12 protein-coding genes are annotated in these 17,097 nt (G+C 39.1%); 3 read left to right on the top strand and 9 right to left on the bottom strand.

All coding sequences use genetic code 11. The annotated features are described in order from the left end of the window. Positions 1-29 precede the first annotated feature (29 nt). The 8 genes from ACH784_RS19275 to ACH784_RS19240 form a co-directional block, all read right to left on the bottom strand. Positions 30-1,562, bottom strand: coding sequence for a glycogen synthase (locus ACH784_RS19275; protein ID WP_404396766.1), 1,533 nt, complete (start codon positions 1,560-1,562; stop codon positions 30-32). Positions 1,563-1,572: 10 nt separating this feature from the next. Then, the gene (gene glgC, locus ACH784_RS19270) at positions 1,573-2,877 is read right to left on the bottom strand and encodes a glucose-1-phosphate adenylyltransferase (protein ID WP_404396763.1); all 1,305 of its coding nucleotides are present in this window, start codon (positions 2,875-2,877) and stop codon (positions 1,573-1,575) included. Then, positions 2,870-5,389: a glycogen/starch/alpha-glucan phosphorylase gene (locus tag ACH784_RS19265; protein ID WP_404396760.1), complete on the bottom strand. Its 2,520-nt coding sequence runs from the start codon at positions 5,387-5,389 to the stop codon at positions 2,870-2,872. The genes glgC and ACH784_RS19265 overlap by 8 nt, the downstream gene beginning before the upstream one ends. Continuing rightward, the gene (glgX, locus tag ACH784_RS19260) at positions 5,379-7,421 is read right to left on the bottom strand and encodes a glycogen debranching protein GlgX (RefSeq protein ID WP_404396757.1); all 2,043 of its coding nucleotides are present in this window, start codon (positions 7,419-7,421) and stop codon (positions 5,379-5,381) included. The genes ACH784_RS19265 and glgX overlap by 11 nt, the downstream gene beginning before the upstream one ends. Positions 7,422-7,423: 2 nt before the next feature. Then, entirely contained in the window at positions 7,424-9,643 is a 2,220-nt protein-coding gene (glgB, locus tag ACH784_RS19255; protein WP_404396754.1) for a 1,4-alpha-glucan branching protein GlgB, read from the bottom strand. After that, positions 9,636-11,618, bottom strand: a complete 1,983-nt coding sequence (gene malQ, locus ACH784_RS19250; protein WP_404396752.1) for a 4-alpha-glucanotransferase — start codon at positions 11,616-11,618, stop codon at positions 9,636-9,638. The genes glgB and malQ overlap by 8 nt, the downstream gene beginning before the upstream one ends. After that, entirely contained in the window at positions 11,605-11,928 is a 324-nt protein-coding gene (locus ACH784_RS19245; protein ID WP_404396749.1) for an isoamylase early set domain-containing protein, read from the bottom strand. The genes malQ and ACH784_RS19245 overlap by 14 nt, the downstream gene beginning before the upstream one ends. Positions 11,929-12,263: 335 nt before the next feature. Next, positions 12,264-12,458, bottom strand: coding sequence for a hypothetical protein (locus ACH784_RS19240; protein ID WP_404397020.1), 195 nt, complete (start codon positions 12,456-12,458; stop codon positions 12,264-12,266). Between ACH784_RS19240 and ACH784_RS19235 the strand changes: the two genes are divergently transcribed. After that, a complete protein-coding gene (locus tag ACH784_RS19235; RefSeq protein ID WP_404396992.1) occupies positions 12,457-14,229 on the top strand; it encodes a putative bifunctional diguanylate cyclase/phosphodiesterase in 1,773 nt (590 codons plus the stop codon). The genes ACH784_RS19240 and ACH784_RS19235 overlap by 2 nt on opposite strands. Here ACH784_RS19235 and ACH784_RS19230 read toward each other — a convergent pair. Beyond that, a complete protein-coding gene (locus ACH784_RS19230; RefSeq protein ID WP_404396747.1) occupies positions 14,226-14,654 on the bottom strand; it encodes an Lrp/AsnC family transcriptional regulator in 429 nt (142 codons plus the stop codon). The genes ACH784_RS19235 and ACH784_RS19230 overlap by 4 nt on opposite strands. A gap of 149 nt (positions 14,655-14,803) precedes the next feature. On the opposite strand from ACH784_RS19230, the gene ACH784_RS19225 reads away from it, so the two are divergent. Further along, on the top strand, positions 14,804-16,009 hold the full coding sequence (locus ACH784_RS19225; RefSeq protein ID WP_404396744.1) for an aspartate aminotransferase family protein: 1,206 nt from the start codon (positions 14,804-14,806) through the stop codon (positions 16,007-16,009). A 39-nt stretch (positions 16,010-16,048) separates the two neighbouring features. Further along, a complete protein-coding gene (gene astA, locus ACH784_RS19220; protein ID WP_404396742.1) occupies positions 16,049-17,071 on the top strand; it encodes an arginine N-succinyltransferase in 1,023 nt (340 codons plus the stop codon). The last annotated feature ends 26 nt before the right edge of the window (positions 17,072-17,097 follow it).

Raw genomic sequence — 17,097 nt, 5'->3', positions numbered from 1 at the left:
ATTTTGTGCCCCAGCCGTATTATTGAAGTTTATTTATACAATTTAGAAATATACTGTTTAGCTAAACCCGACCACTCAAACCGTTTAGCTTTTGCATTCATTGAAATATTTGAGAACACTTCCTTATTAGAAGCAAGCAAAGACAAAGCGTTTTCAAATGAATCCGTTAATTGTTCAACTTGTTCAGCTAATGACTCACCATTAAATACAAAGCCCGTTTCGTTGTGCGTAACCGTATCTTTTAAGCCACCTACACCGTGCACTAAACATGGCTGTCCATCCCGCATAGCAAGCATTTGACTTATGCCGCAAGGCTCAAATGAACTCGGCATTAAGAATAGCTTCCCCAATGGATATAATGTATCTCCAAGCTTTTGATCATAGCCATTTAAAAATAAAACATTATCTCTTCGAGCCATGACCTGCATGAATTGCGATTCAATATATGGATCACCACTACCCAGGATAACGATATTGCTATCAAATTTATCAGCGACTAAAGCTAAGTCATCCAAAACAATACCATTTGGTGATTTTTGCATTAGTAATAGCACTTTTTGATCCGTTATACGGCCCACACTAGAAACAATTGTTTTTTCTTCAAGAGCTTTCCATTTAGACACTCTTTGATGAGCAATATAGTGCTTAGTTTCAATAAGGTGAGACTTGGACATCCATTTGAATATGCACTTTTCCGCTTCAGTTAGATATTCACTATACGAGAGTCTTTGACTAGCTTCTGAGCCGTAATTACACCCATTCAGAATACCAAACAGTCTCCCCTGAGTCGCAGCCAAACGCATATCATGTTCTAAACCTTCACCACCAAAAAAACCTTCATCAGGTCTACTTGTCTCTTGAACCTCCAAACTGTAGGTAGGTGAAACAACGTGGATCACATCACACAAGTTAAGACCACTACGCATCGGGTTGTAACAGTGTGGATATTTATGATCGCAAATTTGATGACCATCATAATTTAAGGTTGGAAACCAGGCTTCTAAGCTTGATTCATCATGATTAAAAGGTCTTATGCCTTGAAGAGCTAAATTGTGTACCGTGTATACAAGTTTCAATGTTTTCAAATACACAAAGCGTGGACTAAACCTCGCAAGCACAGACACACCCGCAGCATGCCAATCATGTAAGTGAACAACATCTAAATTATCCATAACCCTATGCTCTATGATTTCGCAAACTGCAGCACTGAAAAAAGCAAATTTCGTTGCATCTGAGGCAAACGGCCTGTTTGCACCATCATCACAATATATCTTTCCACCATTGTCTGAAAACAAAGAATGTGAAATTACATATTGATTTACACCCTCACTTGATTCAACTAACCACAAACTCGCTGTCTCTAAATGTTGCCTAAAAGGCACTGCTATGTCTGCGATAAAATGTCGAGTTAATTGCTCTTGACCATAATCTGGTACTACAACAGATACCGTTAAACCATGTTCAGTTAAAGCGTAAGGGATGTCACGGATAACATCCGCAACCCCCCCAACCTTACAATTTGGCAGTCGATCATTTTCTGCACCGACCATTAAAATATGCATACTTTGCCTTTTAAACTACTGAAAGCTCTTGTTTTTCTTCATTTACTTGTTGGCGCTGATTATACGCAGCCAGCATATCTCTCGTCACCAATACAATACCTTTTTTAGACACTCTAAAGCCATTTTCTTCGTCTACTTTAGAATCATAACCTATCACTATACCTTCTGGCAGTTCACAGCTACGGTCGATGATGGCATTTCTGACTTTACAATTTCTGCCAATTTTAACGCCGGGCAGGATCACTGAACCTTCAATAGTACAATAAGAATGAACATGGACATTTGAAAACAGTAATGATTTACGCACAACAGAGCCAGATATAATACAACCACCTGAAACCGTTGAATCTACCGCCATGCCACGTCTTTCATCGTCATCAAAAATAAATTTTGCTGGAGGAAGCTGTTCTTGATAAGTCCAAATTGGCCAACTTGGGTCGTATAGATCTAATTGAGGTTCAGGAGAAACGAGCTCCATATTTGCTTCCCAGAATGAGTCGATTGTGCCCACATCACGCCAGTAAGCTTGACCTTTTTGTGTTGGCTCTCTGAAAGGGAATGCAAACACGTTATGCTCTTCGATGATGGCAGGAATAATATCGTGACCAAAATCGCGGCCAGACCCCTCTCGTTCTGCGTCATTTTTTAACTGCTCAAATAGGAATTCAGTATTGAAAACATAGTTGCCCATTGATGCTAGACAAGTCCCTTCTTTTCCTGGAATAGAAGAAGGTTCAGCTGGCTTTTCGTCAAAACGTCTGACTCGGTTATTGTCATCAACCGTCATCACACCAAACGTGTTAGCGGCTTCTTCACAAGGGACTTCAATACAACATACTGTCATATCTGCTCCCGTTTCAACGTGCTTTGCGAGCAAAGCGCCATAGTCCATACGATAGACATGATCGCCTGATAAGATCATGACATATTTGGGTAATTCATGACGAATAATGTCCATATTTTGGAAAACCGCATCCGCTGTTCCACAATACCATTCATCACCATAACGCTGAGATGCCGGTAAGATCTCAACAGATTCACCCAGTTCCTTTTTAAAGTGTCCCCATGCTCGATTAACGTGGCGAATTAGTGAGTGAGACTTATACTGTGTGGCAATACCGACACGTCTGATCCCTGAATTTATACAATTTGAAAGCGGAAAATCGATGATCCTATGTTTACCGCCAAAGTATACAGCAGGCTTTGCACGCCAGTTAGTTAACTCATGTAAGCGAGAGCCTCGGCCACCAGCCAAAATCAGGGCATAGGTCTCTCTGGTTAAATTACTAATATAACGATTTTCATAACTAGGCATGTTGCTTCTCCATTTGTTCCTTGTCTGTAATCTGTGCTGTATCCGGCGTTATTTGCCAGATCTCTTCACTATATTGTGAAATAGTTCTGTCACTTGAAAATTTGCCACTGGCCGCAGTATTGAGAATACTCATTTGAGTCCAATGAACTTTATCTTGATACGCTTTGGCTGCATTACTTTGAGCCTGACAATAACTGTCAAAGTCATACGCGGTTAACCAAGGGTCACTTGGGCATTTAACCGCATTGATAATGTCGTCGAAGATGTTAGGTTCGAATAAATTAAAGTGGCCGCTTTCAAGCAACTTAAACACTGCGCTTAAATTTTCACTGTTACGAATAATTTTCTGAGGGTCATACTGCGCCCTGATAGCGCTTGTTTCTTCTGCTTTTGCACCAAATAAAAAGAAATTATCTGCACCAACATTTTCTAAGATTTCGATGTTGGCACCATCGAGTGTCCCGATTGTAATGGCACCATTCATCATAAACTTCATGTTGCCTGTGCCCGATGCCTCTTTGCCTGCGGTTGAGATCTGCTCTGATAAATCGGTCGCCGGACAAATAGTCTCCATAGCAGTAACATTGTAGTTAGGAAGAAATGCGACTCTTAAGTAAGGTTTAGCCCTTTCATCTTTATTAATGACTTCAGCAACATTATTGATCAATTTAATGATTTGCTTCGCCATGTAATACCCGGGTGCAGCTTTACCACCAATCAAAACACATCGCGGTGTCAGGTTTTCTGTTTCACCCTTACAAATCTGAATGTACAAATGAATGACATGAAGAATGTTCAATAATTGACGTTTATATTCGTGAATACGTTTTACTTGCACGTCAAACATCATAGTTGAATCAAACTCAACACCACATTGTGATTTAACCAAAGCTACAAGCTTATCTTTGTTCGCTTTCTTAACTTCAAACCATTTAGTTTGAAACTGCTTATCATCATAGTAGCGACGCAAGTCTTTAATCTTACTGAAATCAGCAATCCACTCATTGCCGATATAGTCACTGATTAATGATTTAAGCTCTGGATTGCAATGCGCAAGCCACCTTCGAGGGGTTACCCCATTGGTTTTGTTATTAAATTTCTCTGGCCAAAGCTGGTAGAAAGTGTTGAATAAACCGCTTTTCAACAACTCAGTATGTAGCGCGGCAACACCATTAACGGAGAAACTTCCGACGATTGCCAAATACGCCATACGAATTTGTGGTACATCCCCTTCTTCAATTAAAGAAAGCTCTCTTTGTTTTTCAACATCGCCTGGCCAATGAATGGCAACCTGCGCTAAGAAACGAGCATTAATTTCATAAATAATTTCTAGTAAGCGAGGTAAAAGCCTTTCAAATAAAGGAACTGACCAACGCTCTAATGCTTCAGGTAACAAAGTATGATTCGTGTATGCCATGGTACTTGTGGTGATTTCCCACGCTTTATCCCACTCGATTTCATAATCGTCAATCAGCAAACGCATAAGCTCTGCGACAGCAATGCTTGGATGTGTATCGTTTAACTGAAATACATGAAATTTTGCAAAATCATCAAAGTTTTCACCATGCTCGACCACCCAATCATCAAGAATGTCTTGTAAACTAGAACTGGTTAAAAAGTACTGTTGTCGAAGCCTTAACTCTTTACCGTTTTCGCTACTGTCATTGGGGTAGAGCACCATCGAAATTTGCTCTGCTAAGTTTTTTTGCGCAACAGCATCAGAATAGCTACCTTCATTAAATTCTCTTAAATTGAATTCATCTGTTGCTTCTGCTTTCCAAAGCCTCAATGTATTTACTATGTCATTTTTATAGCCAGGAATTGGCACATCATAAGGCACAGCAAGAACATCCTGGGTATTCACCCACGCTCTATGTGTTCTTCCATGCTTATCGACATATGACTCAACATGACCAAAGAACTTAACTCGCTTTGACTGTTCTGGCGCACTCAGCTCCCAAGGGTGTCCCTCACGTAACCAGTTGTCTGGATGCTCGACTTGATAACCGTTTTCAATAGATTGATTGAACATGCCATATTCATAACGAATACCATACCCAACAACTGGAAGCGCTAGACTGGCACAACTATCTAAAAAACACGCTGCAAGTCGACCTAAGCCACCATTACCAAGACCTGCATCATGCTCTGCACTACTTACACACTCCAATTCTGCACTATATTGCTCAAGCGCTGTTTTTACATCTTGTTCTAAATCAAGATTCAAAATAGCGTTACCAAGCGCTCGGCCCATTAAAAACTCAAGTGAAATGTATGCCGCTTTTCTAGTAGGCTGCTTGTTTCTATGCTCATTGGTTTTTCTACATTTAGCGACCAGCCTATCTCGAATAGTTAATGCGAGTGCATGATATAAATAGAGCCTTGATTCGACATTTTTATCTCGCCCTAAGGTATAGTAAAAATGTCGATTTAGATCTTCACTGACATCAGCTAACAAGGTGTCAACCTTGGCTGTATCAGGCACTTGTCCATTTGAATTTTTATGACTCATTATCATTTCCTTCAAAATTAGTAGAAAAAACCCAGCTTGATTGCGCTGAAATATCTAAAACTTGATCTATTTGATTTATTTTAACCGTGGGCTCAGAGGTGATTTGTAAATGCCACTTTTCAGTAACCTTAGGGAGACTGACATTGACTACTGCCTCTCCTGCATTTAAGAGTAACAACAGTGAGACTTTATTGTTGTTATCATCCAAGCGACACATTAAAAATTGCGAAGTTGGGTCATGCCATTTAACGGTATCCATTGGCTGAGATTGTTCATCAAACCAGTGCACAGAAAAGTCGCTGTCTTCTTGATGTACAAAAAAAGGATGCTTGAAAATAGCAAAACAATTCCTTATCTCTACAAGTCTAGCAATGAAGTTTCTCAAATCGTGGCTGTTTTGCTCTTCCCAATTTAACCAACTTATGTCGTTATCTTGGCAATAGGCGTTGTTATTACCTTTTTGAGAATGGCAAAGCTCTGTACCTGCGGCGATCATTGGCACACCACAAGACATAAATAGTGTGATAAGTGCATTCTTTTGCTGTTTCATTCTGAGAGCATTAACCTCAACATCTTGGGTTTCCCCCTCAATACCACAATTAAAACTGTGGTTGTCATTGTGACCATCTTGGTTATTTTCACCATTTGCAAGATTGTTTTTATGTTCATAGCTCACCCAATCATTGAGTGTAAAACCGTCATGGCTGGTGATGAAATTGATTGAATTTAACGGACCTCGCAAGTTGTGTTCAAATAAGTCATTGGAGCCATGGATCCGTTTTGCCAATTCAGGAAGAACATGTTGCTTGGCTTGCCAGAACTGACGAACAGTATCTCTGTATTTATCGTTCCACTCACGCCAAGGAGCAGGAAATGCACCGAGCTGATAGCCTCCAGGGCCGATATCCCAAGGCTCAGCGATGAGTTTACATTGACTTAAAATCGGGTCTTGATGGATTGCTTGAAAGAAGGCGTGACCTTTATTAAACCCTTTTCTGCCTCTACCGAGAATACTGGCGAGATCAAACCTAAAACCATCAACCCCGTAATATTCAACCCAATATCTTAGGCTATCAAGTATGAGTTTTAGCGTGTATGGGTCATCTATATTGACTGTGTTGCCACACCCTGTATCGTTAATGTAGTCACAGTTGTCAGCTAACAATCGATAATAACCAGAATTATTGAGCCCCTTAAATGACAGCGTTGGCCCTTCAAGCCCAGCTTCAGCGGTATGATTAAAGACAACATCAATGATAACTTCTATACCGGCTTTATGAAGTAGTCCAACCATTTGCTGAAATTCATCAATGTTTCCATCAACAAGGTATTCTTTATGTGGGGTAAAAAAGTTAAGCGTATTGTAGCCCCAATAATTCTGTAAGCCTTTGGCTGTTAAAAACTGTTCACTAATAAAGCTATGAACAGGTAATAACTCGATTGCATTAATCCCCATAGACTTTAAATGACGAATGAAGTGTTCATGTGCAAGGCCAAGAAATTTACCTCTCAGCGCTTCGGGGATTTTGTTATTTAATTTCGTCGCACCTTTTACATGACATTCATAAATAACAGTCTCACCCCATGGAACATTCGCCCTTTCTCCTTGATATTTTTCAAGTAAAGTTAATTTAGACTTAGTCATATCAAAGGCATTATCTGCATCATTGAAATGCCCGACTGGTAAATGACAAAAGTGCCTTTCGCTCCAATAGAAATGACCGTGAAGGTCTTTTGCGTAGGGGTCTAGCAATAATTTATGTTCATTATGTAACTGACCTGAACTCAAATCATAATTACCAGAAACCCGGAAGCCATAAATACAACCTTCATGTAAACCTTCAACACTGACTGACCAGACGCCCCCTTCGTGTAAATGCATAGCCAAACGGTCTGTTTCAGCGTAACCACTGTCATCAAATAAACAGAGTGAAACATGTGAAGCTTGTGGAGCATATAGTGCAAAATTCACTGAATGTTCTTCGAGTGATGCACCCAAGGGTGAGCTATTGCCTTTACCAGTAATCAGCATTCTTACCCCGTCACAAACTGTAAATAAAGTGTAGATAAAGGCGGAATGGTTATTTGAATGCTTTGCTCGAAACCATGACTGGCGATATCTTGAGTCTCGATAAGCTGCTGGCTGTGTGCAACTGCATTAACACCACTACCCCAAAACGTTTCATCATCCGTGTTTAGGGCAACTTGATATACACCTTTAGCTGGCACCCCCATTCTGAATTGGTGATAAACTTGACCAGTGAAATGAGAAATTACGACGACATGCTCATTTAGAGATTTTGAAAAACGAACAAAGCTGAAAATACTTTGCTGACTATTATCACTGTCAATCCACTTAAATCCGTCTGGTTGCTGGTCCAATTCATAAAACGCAGGCGTTGATTTGTAGACTTGGTTTAATTTTTGTATTGTCTTAAATACACCATGATGCGCTTCAGAGTTAAGTAAATCCCAATCTAAACCAGCATTGTGGTTCCACTCTTCCCTGGGTGCGAGCTCAGCGCCCATGAAAAGTAACTTTTTACCTGGGTGCGCATACATAAATGCATAATACGCTCTTAGATTAGCGAATTGTTGCCAATCATCTCCAGGCATTTTAGATAATAAAGAGCCTTTACCATGTACCACTTCGTCATGGCTCAGTGGCAAAATATAATTTTCCGAATAAGCATAAGCCATCGAAAAGGTCATTTCATGGTGGTGGTATTGCCTATGAATTGGATCACGCTTCATATAATTTAGCGTGTCATTCATCCACCCCATATTCCACTTGTAACCAAAACCTAAACCATTATTTTCAACAGAATTAGTCACACCAGGCCAAGCTGTTGACTCTTCTGCAACCATCATGATGTCGTTTTGATTAGCATAACTGCGGGTATTTACTTTTTGTAAAAGATGTATGGCGTCAAAGTTTTCTCGACCACCTAAATGATTTGGTACCCATTCATTTTCTTCACGGCTGTAATCTAAGTACAACATGGAAGCAACGGCATCAACGCGTAAGCCATTTATTTGATATTGTTCTAACCAATAGATGGCGTTTGAAAGTAAATAAGACTGAACTTCAGGTCGACTATAGTTATAAATATACGTATTCCAATCTGGGTGGAACCCTTGTCGTTTGTCCGCATGCTCATATAAATGCGTGCCATCAAAACAATGCAAACCATGTGGATCAGACGGAAAGTGCCCCGGTACCCAATCCAATAAGACACCCAATTCAGCCTTTTTGCATGACTCAATAAAATATGCAAAGTCATCTACAGAGCCAAATCGACTCGATGGGGAAAATAACCCAACTGGCTGGTAGCCCCAAGAGCCATCAAAAGGATACTCACTGATAGGCATTAATTGAATATGCGTAAAACCTAGCTCTTTTACATAGTTAACTAAATCATCTGCCAATTCTCGATAAGTAAGATAACGCGCCCCTTCATTTTCTCTTCTTTTCCAAGAGCCTAGATGTACTTCGTAAATACTGATAGGCGCATCAACTCTATTCAGGGTATTTTGGACTTTACTTTGTTTAACGGAGACTTGAGGGATCGACTTTTGAATAACAGATGCAGTACCTGGAGACTGTTGTGTTTTTAATGCGTAAGGATCTGCCTTTTCAAAACGATTACCATGGCAATCTGTAATCGCATATTTATAACACTGCTCCGTTTCTATTTCTGGCAAAAATAATTCCCAAATACCACTTGCAGGATGTTTGCGCATAAAGTTCTGATTAGCATGCCAATGATTAAACTCGCCGATAACAGACACTGAGTGTGCATTTGGTGCCCACACTGTAAACCTTACACCTGAGACACCTTGTTGTTCAACACAATGTGCACCTAATAATCGATATGCATGCTCTAAGGTTCCCTCATTAAAAAGATACATATCATTCTGATTTATAGATGACTTAAACTGATAAGGGTCGTAAAAAACGTGGTCTGAGCCATCGTGGTATAACGCCCTCAGTTTATATGGCTCTGGTAAATCAACATTTTTTAGCGTTAGGACAAATAAACCCGAATCATTGATGTTGGAGAAATTAATATTGCCAGAAAGACTCACTAACTCGACTGAGCATGCCCCTTCAATGAATGCTCTTATTTCAAACTGCTGTTCTGAATTAGCATGCAAACCTAAGAAAGAGAAAGGATCACTAAATTGACCTTGTTGTAATGCTTTTATTTGTGTGTCGTAGGTAGTTTCTTTGCGAGCCAAAGAATCAATCATTGCTTTTCCTTAATTCTGTTAAATCATTGAGTAAACTCTGCTGTGAAGAAAATACTTCATCAATTGGAGTAAGGATGCGGCGCCGCCAATTTTGATATTCCGTATTTGTGCCAGGCATATTGATAGGCAGAGTCTGTTTAGCTAAGTCATCAAAATTCAAGCTAAATAGTTTAGGTGGGGTTTGTATGAGCGTTTTAACTAGTTCATTAAACAATTCGTTCACATCGCTTTCTAAATTAAGATGCGATTTATTGAGCCAATTTAATACGCATTGTTTATCAATTTGTCTTTGTGATTTTAATTCACTTGCTTCTAGCTCAGTGCAAAGAGAAAGATTTAATTTCAAGTCGACGTCCTGTGCATGCCACCAAGAAGTAAACGGGGGCACGTCATGGTTCGATAACATTAACATGCAATTTTCACGGTAATCATTACCATGTTTAAACTCGCCCATGTGGTTTTTTTCGAAATAAAACAATGTATTTCCATAAATACCACTTAATGCTAAGGCTTCTGTAACTTCAGGTGGCACTACCCCCAAATCCTCTCCGACTAAACCGGTATTATTGAGGTGTGATTCAATTTTCAAGATAGCTAAAAGATGTTCGAACGGATAATAAACATAACAGCCACTTTGCTCATCATCGACCGTTAAACACCACCATAAGCGCCTAATTGACATAACATGGTCAATTCTTAAAGCACCAAAGTATTGCATATTCTCTTTAATCAATTGCTTAAAGTATGCAAAGTTATTATCCGCCATTTTTTTAGGGTCAATAACCGGTAACCCCCAATTCTGACCACTTTCAGCCCAAGGATCAGGTGGTGCACCTATTTCTGCCTGCTTTGCAAATATTGATTGATTTGTTATGAACTCAAGACCATCTTTTGCACAACCGACCGCCAAATCATTAATCAAACCTGTTTTCATTCCTAAGGACAAACACAGCTTTTGACATTGACTCAACTGTACATGAGCGAGCCACTGCCAAAATTTTGCCCGTTCGTCATCAGCGAAAACGCTTAACAAGCTACTCTTTGTTTGGCAAAAACGACGAAAATTTCTCTGAGACTTCAAACAAGCATTTTGCTTAAATTGGCGATAAAGAGACTTTAACAACTTATATTTTGTCTCTGCTATCAGTTCGTAGTCTATATATTGCGCCTGTTTTTCAGCTTTTAAGATAGCCAATGCCGAATTATGTTCATCTTCCAATTGGGCAAAAGCTGAATTAGTAAGGCATTCAGCTATTGAAATATAGAGAGGATTAATTAGTCCTCGGTGACTTGGGCTATATGGGCTGGCTCTATGCGGTTGCTCTTCAAACAATAGGTGTAGCGGATTAAGCAAAATAAAATCTATGCCTGAGTTTGCGCTATTGTTTATCAGTTGCTGTAAATCTGAAAAATCACCAAAGCCATAATTTGCTGGTGAAGTTAATGTATAAAGCTGAACACTAACACCCAGTTGTTTTTGCGCATTGAAAGAAACCGCTTTTTTAGGCGTCACCCATAACTCTGTTGAGCGCACTTTCTTATCGATTATTACCTTTGCAGCAAAATATCCCACTGGAAGGTGTTTCGGAATAGGAAGTTTGAGTTCAATGAAACGTGTTCCATCATCAATATAATCGCCAGTGAAAATGGCTTTTTCAAATGATAATTCAACACTTAAATCAATCTCTGGCACTTCTAAATGAACAGTCCCGCAAGCCTGATTATCAATAACTTTTACAGTGAGATGAGGATCAAACTGCTCTACAAGGCTTATACTCGGTAATAACGAGTGCCAAGGACTCACGTCTAACTTATAGTTCAGGGCATCTATTGATTCATTTGAGTGAAAGTCAATTTCACAAGCTTTAAGTGCTGCTTCTCTAACAGAAGAACAAAACTTGACGGTTTCACCTGTATATTTTGTGAACTCAGAACCTATGCCATATAGATAGCAAAGTTGTTCAAATGCATTCATTCTGAATACCAACTTCCTTTATGGTAGACACTAAACTATTTTCTGAACCAAACCCATTTGCTTTGTAGCCATCAGCTTGATTATCGTTTTCCCAAACTTCGCCATCAATCAAATATCTAAACTGATATTGTTTGTTTGTTGGTAATCTAAACTTGCTCTTAAATACTTGACGTGATTTAACGAATTTCATCTCAACCGGTTGCCAGTTATTAAATTCTGCAACCAGTTCAATTTTATCCGCGTTTTTAAACCCACACTCAAAAGTTATTTCAGCTTCTGCTTTTGTCTTGAAAAATCGCTTATTTAGCATTGCCTTGCCTTATTCCTAGAGAATTTACGCATCAAGTTCTTGCTTCTGAAATTAAACAGCATTTCAGTGTCGAAGATTGTATTGCCTATTAAATCAACTGAATGTTTATCTTATGTGACAACTCCAGTGTCATCAGCGCAAGCGTGACTGCGCAAGTTAAACAAATTCAACATTACGTTGAGTGGTATGTGTGAGAGAGAATTTAAAATTAGACCAACTTTTGAACACTGTAAAGTGAATATTCTTAATAAATACCCATAATAGTTTCATGGTTATTCAAAGAGTCGTTTATTTTGAAATCTTGCTTTCATAAAGTGTCATAATTATGGTAAAACTTAAGCTTGAAATTGTTTCTCTGCATGGGAATTGCTGGAATCAGCTGTTATGTTAAAAAAGCTTAAATTACAAGGACTAGTCATACTTTGTGTGATTTTATTTGGTTTTATATTCAACTTGCTTTTCGCCAAGTCTTTAATTGATCTTTCTAATGGAAGTAAAACCAACTTAATAGAGCTTTCTTCAACAAACATGTTAGCCCCTTCTTACCCCTGGTTTAGGGTTATCTTGCCTGCTCAAGAATTCATAGAGCTCAATAATACGCCTCATGTTTTAATTAAACACAATGATCAACTATTCGCTATAAAAGCTGAACAAGCATTTGTCGAAAGTATTTTATCTCCATATGCACTCATTTCGATATTACTTGCAGTAATTTCATTTAGCAGTTTTATTAGGAGTAATCGGTCTCAGCAGCGCCAAAAATCAGCATTAGAAGAAATTAACAAAGATGTGAGTAAATTGCTTTTGAAATTTGGTGTTAACTCAAAAGGGCTAAGTTATGGCTCCACGGTGACACAAATAAGACATGCTATAAATTTACTTAATGAACAAGTAGAAGAGATCCAGCAACAAACAGATCACCACGTTTACCAAGACAAACTTACACAATTAATCGACAGACATGCTTACATCGAGCATTTAGAAAAACAACTTAAACTTGCTGAGCAAAATAAATTAAGGTGCGGTTTACTGTTTATTGATTTAGATGGTTTTAAACAGGTAAATGACTCGTTTGGACATAGTTTCGGTGATGAAATACTTATTCAAGTGGCAAACCGTCTAAAAGACATTGTTCGTCAATTTAAAATTCAGGACCTACACCCGCAACATGGTATTGAGCAAAACTTATCTCGACTGGGGGGAGATGAGTTTTCTGTATTTGTACCAGATATAAGAGATCCCGCTTTTTGCACTGAGCTTGCTCAAGCTATTCTTGCCGAAATCGAGCGAGATTTTGTACTTGGTAATAAACTAATAAAAATTGGCGCCAGCATCGGAATTGCATCATATCCTGAAAGTGCTTCCCAACCTCATGCACTTTTACAAATGTCAGATGTTGCAATGTATAGAGCAAAAACTGATGGCCGTGGAATATTCCGAGTTTATTCCCCTGAAATGGGCAATAAAATGCGTCGCTATCATTATCTTTTAGAAGAACTCAGACTGGCGATCAGCTCAAACAGCTTCCATATGTCTTTTCAACCTATCGTGCATGTTGAAGATTGCGCCATTGATTATTTTGAAGCGTTAATACGCTGGCAACACCCGATAGAAGGCCTTATCCCCCCTTCTGAATTTATACCTATTGCAGAAGAATCTAACTTGATATTAGAGCTCGGTGATTGGATTTTGCTTGAATCATGTAGGCAGATGTCTGCTTGGCACAATGCAGGCATGAAGAAAGTGAAAATATCGGTTAACGTGTCTGGTATTCAATTAAAGCACCGAGATATTTATAACTGGGTTATGGATGCGTTAAGCAAAACGGGGCTTCCTGCAACAGCTCTAATGCTTGAAATTACTGAATCAACGCTTATAACCGCAAGCGACGAAATTATTCAGCAACTCGAATCATGTCGTAAAGCTGGAATAAGTATTGCGATTGATGATTTTGGTACAGGGTTTAGCTCTTTAAGCACACTTGCCGACTTACCAATTGATGTGATTAAAATTGATAAATTGTTTATCACTCAAGCAAATGAAAACCCAAAATACCTAAAAATATTAAATTCAATCAGTGAACTGGGTCACCAACTAGGATTGAAAATCGTTGCTGAAGGGGTTGAGCATATAGAACAGTTCGAACTCGTAAAAAATCTAGGTATTCGTTGTGTGCAAGGCTACTTAGTTAGCCGCCCTGAAACCTCCTATAACGTTGGTACAAAAGTGCTAAATGGTAATGTTAACCATATTGCAACTACAGGTACCAGCGTATGGTTACCAGAAGTGCAAAAATCTTAACGTTTGAATTTTGTTTCTAAAATAACAGATGAGTTTGTACGTTCAACACCATCTAAATCTCCAATATCGTCCAGTATACTACTTAGTTGTTGCAGGCTTTGCGCTTCGACTATGGCGATCATGTCATATTCACCGCTGATAGCATAAAGCGCAGTGACATTGTTATGATGTTTCAAGGCAACCGTCGTTTGTGTTGTTAGCTTTTGCTTTACCTTAATCGATACATGAGCAGCAACCAGCTTCTCTAAATACTCTTCTCCAAACTCAACACTATAGCCTTTAATAATACCCGCCTGTTCAAGCTTAATGAGTCTATTTTGAACTGTAGAGCGAGATTGATTTAGCACCCTTGCTAAATCCGAAACACTCATTCGAGCATTTGTTCGCAGTAATGCAATTAACTTTTCATCTTGTATTTTTATCATTTTGGCACTTTTACTGGTCAATTTGCGTAAATTATCAATCAATTTGAAAATTATTGCACTGCAAATTTAATTTAATGGAGTAGATAATGAAGAAAACTATCAAACGATAGTAAAGAATAATTAATAAACAATTCATTAGAGGCAGTAAGATGCAAGTAAATCGCGAACTTTTCGACCATGTAATGGTACCAAACTATAACCCTTCAGAAGTAATTCCTGTTAAAGGTAAAGGCGCTCGAGTTTGGGATCAAAAGGGTGATGAATATATCGATTTTGCAGGCGGTATCGCTGTAAACTGCTTAGGCCATAGCCATCCAAATCTAGTTAAGGCGCTAAAAGAGCAAGGCGAAAAAATCTGGCATCTTTCAAATGTTATGACTAACGAACCAGCGCTTCGTCTTGCAAAAAAAATTACTGACGCAACATTTGCAGATAAAGTTTATTTTGCAAACTCGGGTGCTGAAGCAAACGAAGCTGCACTTAAACTTGCACGACGCTTTGCCCTTGATAACTTTGGTGAGAAAAAATCTAAAATCATTGCTTTCAATAAAGGCTTTCACGGGCGTACCTTCTTTACAGTGACGGTTGGTGGTCAAGCCGCTTATTCTGACGGTTTTGGCCCAAAACCTGCTGATATCGTTCACTGTGATTATAATGACTTAGATGCATTAAAAGCGCTGATCGATGATGACACATGTGCAGTAATGATGGAGCCACTTCAAGGCGAAGGCGGTATCATCTCTCCGACTCAAGAATTTGCTGAAGGTGTCAGAGCTTTATGTGATAAACACAACGCTTTGTTGATTTTTGATGAAGTGCAAACAGGCGTCGGCCGAACTGGTCATCTATATGCGTATCAAGGCTTGAACGTAACGCCTGACATTCTAACAACTGCGAAAGCACTAGGTGGCGGCTTCCCTATTGGCGCAATGATCACAACCACAGATATTGCGAAACACCTTAAAATTGGTACTCACGGTTCAACCTATGGTGGTAACCCATTAGCATGTGCTGTAGCTGAGGCAGCTTTTGATACAGTTAACACTGAATCTGTATTAGCAGGTGTTCAACAAAAAGAAGCGATGTTCCGTGAATTATTAGAAGCGATTAACGCAAAATATAATGTATTCAGTGAAATCCGTGGTAAAGGATTACTTATTGGTGCTGTATTAAACGAACAGTTTGATGGTCGTGCTCGTGATTTCTTAGTAGCGAGCATGAAACATGGCCTAATGACACTGGTAGCTGGTGCCAATGTGATTCGTTTCACACCTTCTCTTGTAATTGAAGAAGATGATATCAAAGCAGGTATGGCGCGCTTTGAACTTGCAGTAGCTGATGTAGTAAACGGCTAATATCAAGGAGATGGGGTCAACTAGGCCCCTAACCAAATTATGCAAATCTTACGACCAATACAACAATCTGATTTCGATGCCCTCAAGCTCATAGCCAATGAATCTGGACATGGCTTCACTTCTTTGCCTGTAGATGACACTCTACTTCAAGAGAAGATTACACGTTCTGAAAGTAGTTTTTCAAAACATGTTACAAGTCCGTTTGATGAAGGTTATTTGTTTGTTCTTGAAGATCTAGAAAGCTGCGAAATCATCGGCACAACAGCAATTGAAGCTGCTGTTGGTACACAAGTACCTCTTTACCATTATCATCTAGGTAAAACAGTACATCACTCTAGTACGCTCAATGTCTATAACACGGTTGATATTTTGAGTATGTGTAATGATTACACTGGCTGCTCCGAAATATGTACTTTGTTTTTACGAGAAAACCATCGTAAGGGCTTAGCTGGGCGCTTTTTAAGCCGTATACGTTTTGCGTTTATGGCTGATCAAAGCTCACGCTTTAGTGAGACTGTTATTGCTGAAATGCGCGGTGTGAGTGATGCACAAGGGCACTCTCCATTTTGGCAGTGGCTGCAGGAGCACTTTTTCTCTATCGAGTTTCCACAGGCTGATCATTTAGTCGGTTTAGGTGACAAAGTGTTTATTAGTGAACTCATGCCTAAGTACCCTATTTACGCTAATTTACTGAGTAAAGAAGCGCAAGCTGTCATCGGTCATGTACATGAGAAAACAAAACCAGCTCTCAAACTTCTTCAAAAAGAAGGGTTTGAACATAGAGGTTACGTTGATTTATTTGATGCTGGACCGACTGTCGAGGCAAAACTAGGTAATATCAGAACTGTACAAAATTCTCACGAGGTCAAAGTTAAAATCGTTGAGTCAGTACACTCTGACAAAACCTATGCGATTTCGAATCAGAAACTAGAGAATTTTAAAGCCACTTTTACCCAAAATGCACTCTTAGACATCAAAGCAGCAGAACTGTCATTAAGTAAAAAAGAGGCCGAAGCGCTGGGGCTTGAAAATAACGATTCAGTTAGAGTATTTAAACTCTAAACAAATTTTTTGAATTAATTGGTATA

Origin of the sequence: Pseudoalteromonas phenolica, assembly GCF_044788725.1 — a bacterium.
Lineage (GTDB): Bacteria > Pseudomonadota > Gammaproteobacteria > Enterobacterales > Alteromonadaceae > Pseudoalteromonas > Pseudoalteromonas phenolica_C.
Note: the sequence above shows the minus strand (reverse complement) of the source record. Positions and strands in the feature narration are given on the sequence as shown.

Bases quoted from the DNA above. Each gene is read 5' to 3' on its own strand.
- glgB (WP_404396754.1), bottom strand. From the start codon at position 9,643: ATGATTGATTCTTTGGCTCGCAAAGAAACTACCTACGACACACAAATA.
- ACH784_RS19275 (WP_404396766.1), bottom strand. From the start codon at position 1,562: ATGCATATTTTAATGGTCGGTGCAGAAAATGATCGACTGCCAAATTGT.
- ACH784_RS19235 (WP_404396992.1), top strand. From the start codon at position 12,457: ATGTTAGCCCCTTCTTACCCCTGGTTTAGGGTTATCTTGCCTGCTCAA.
- glgC (WP_404396763.1), bottom strand. From the start codon at position 2,877: ATGCCTAGTTATGAAAATCGTTATATTAGTAATTTAACCAGAGAGACC.
- ACH784_RS19245 (WP_404396749.1), bottom strand. From the start codon at position 11,928: ATGCTAAATAAGCGATTTTTCAAGACAAAAGCAGAAGCTGAAATAACT.
- ACH784_RS19230 (WP_404396747.1), bottom strand. From the start codon at position 14,654: ATGATAAAAATACAAGATGAAAAGTTAATTGCATTACTGCGAACAAAT.
- ACH784_RS19225 (WP_404396744.1), top strand. From the start codon at position 14,804: ATGCAAGTAAATCGCGAACTTTTCGACCATGTAATGGTACCAAACTAT.
- malQ (WP_404396752.1), bottom strand. From the start codon at position 11,618: ATGAATGCATTTGAACAACTTTGCTATCTATATGGCATAGGTTCTGAG.
- astA (WP_404396742.1), top strand. From the start codon at position 16,049: ATGCAAATCTTACGACCAATACAACAATCTGATTTCGATGCCCTCAAG.
- glgX (WP_404396757.1), bottom strand. From the start codon at position 7,421: ATGCTGATTACTGGTAAAGGCAATAGCTCACCCTTGGGTGCATCACTC.
- ACH784_RS19265 (WP_404396760.1), bottom strand. From the start codon at position 5,389: ATGAGTCATAAAAATTCAAATGGACAAGTGCCTGATACAGCCAAGGTT.
- ACH784_RS19240 (WP_404397020.1), bottom strand. From the start codon at position 12,458: ATGTTTGTTGAAGAAAGCTCTATTAAGTTGGTTTTACTTCCATTAGAA.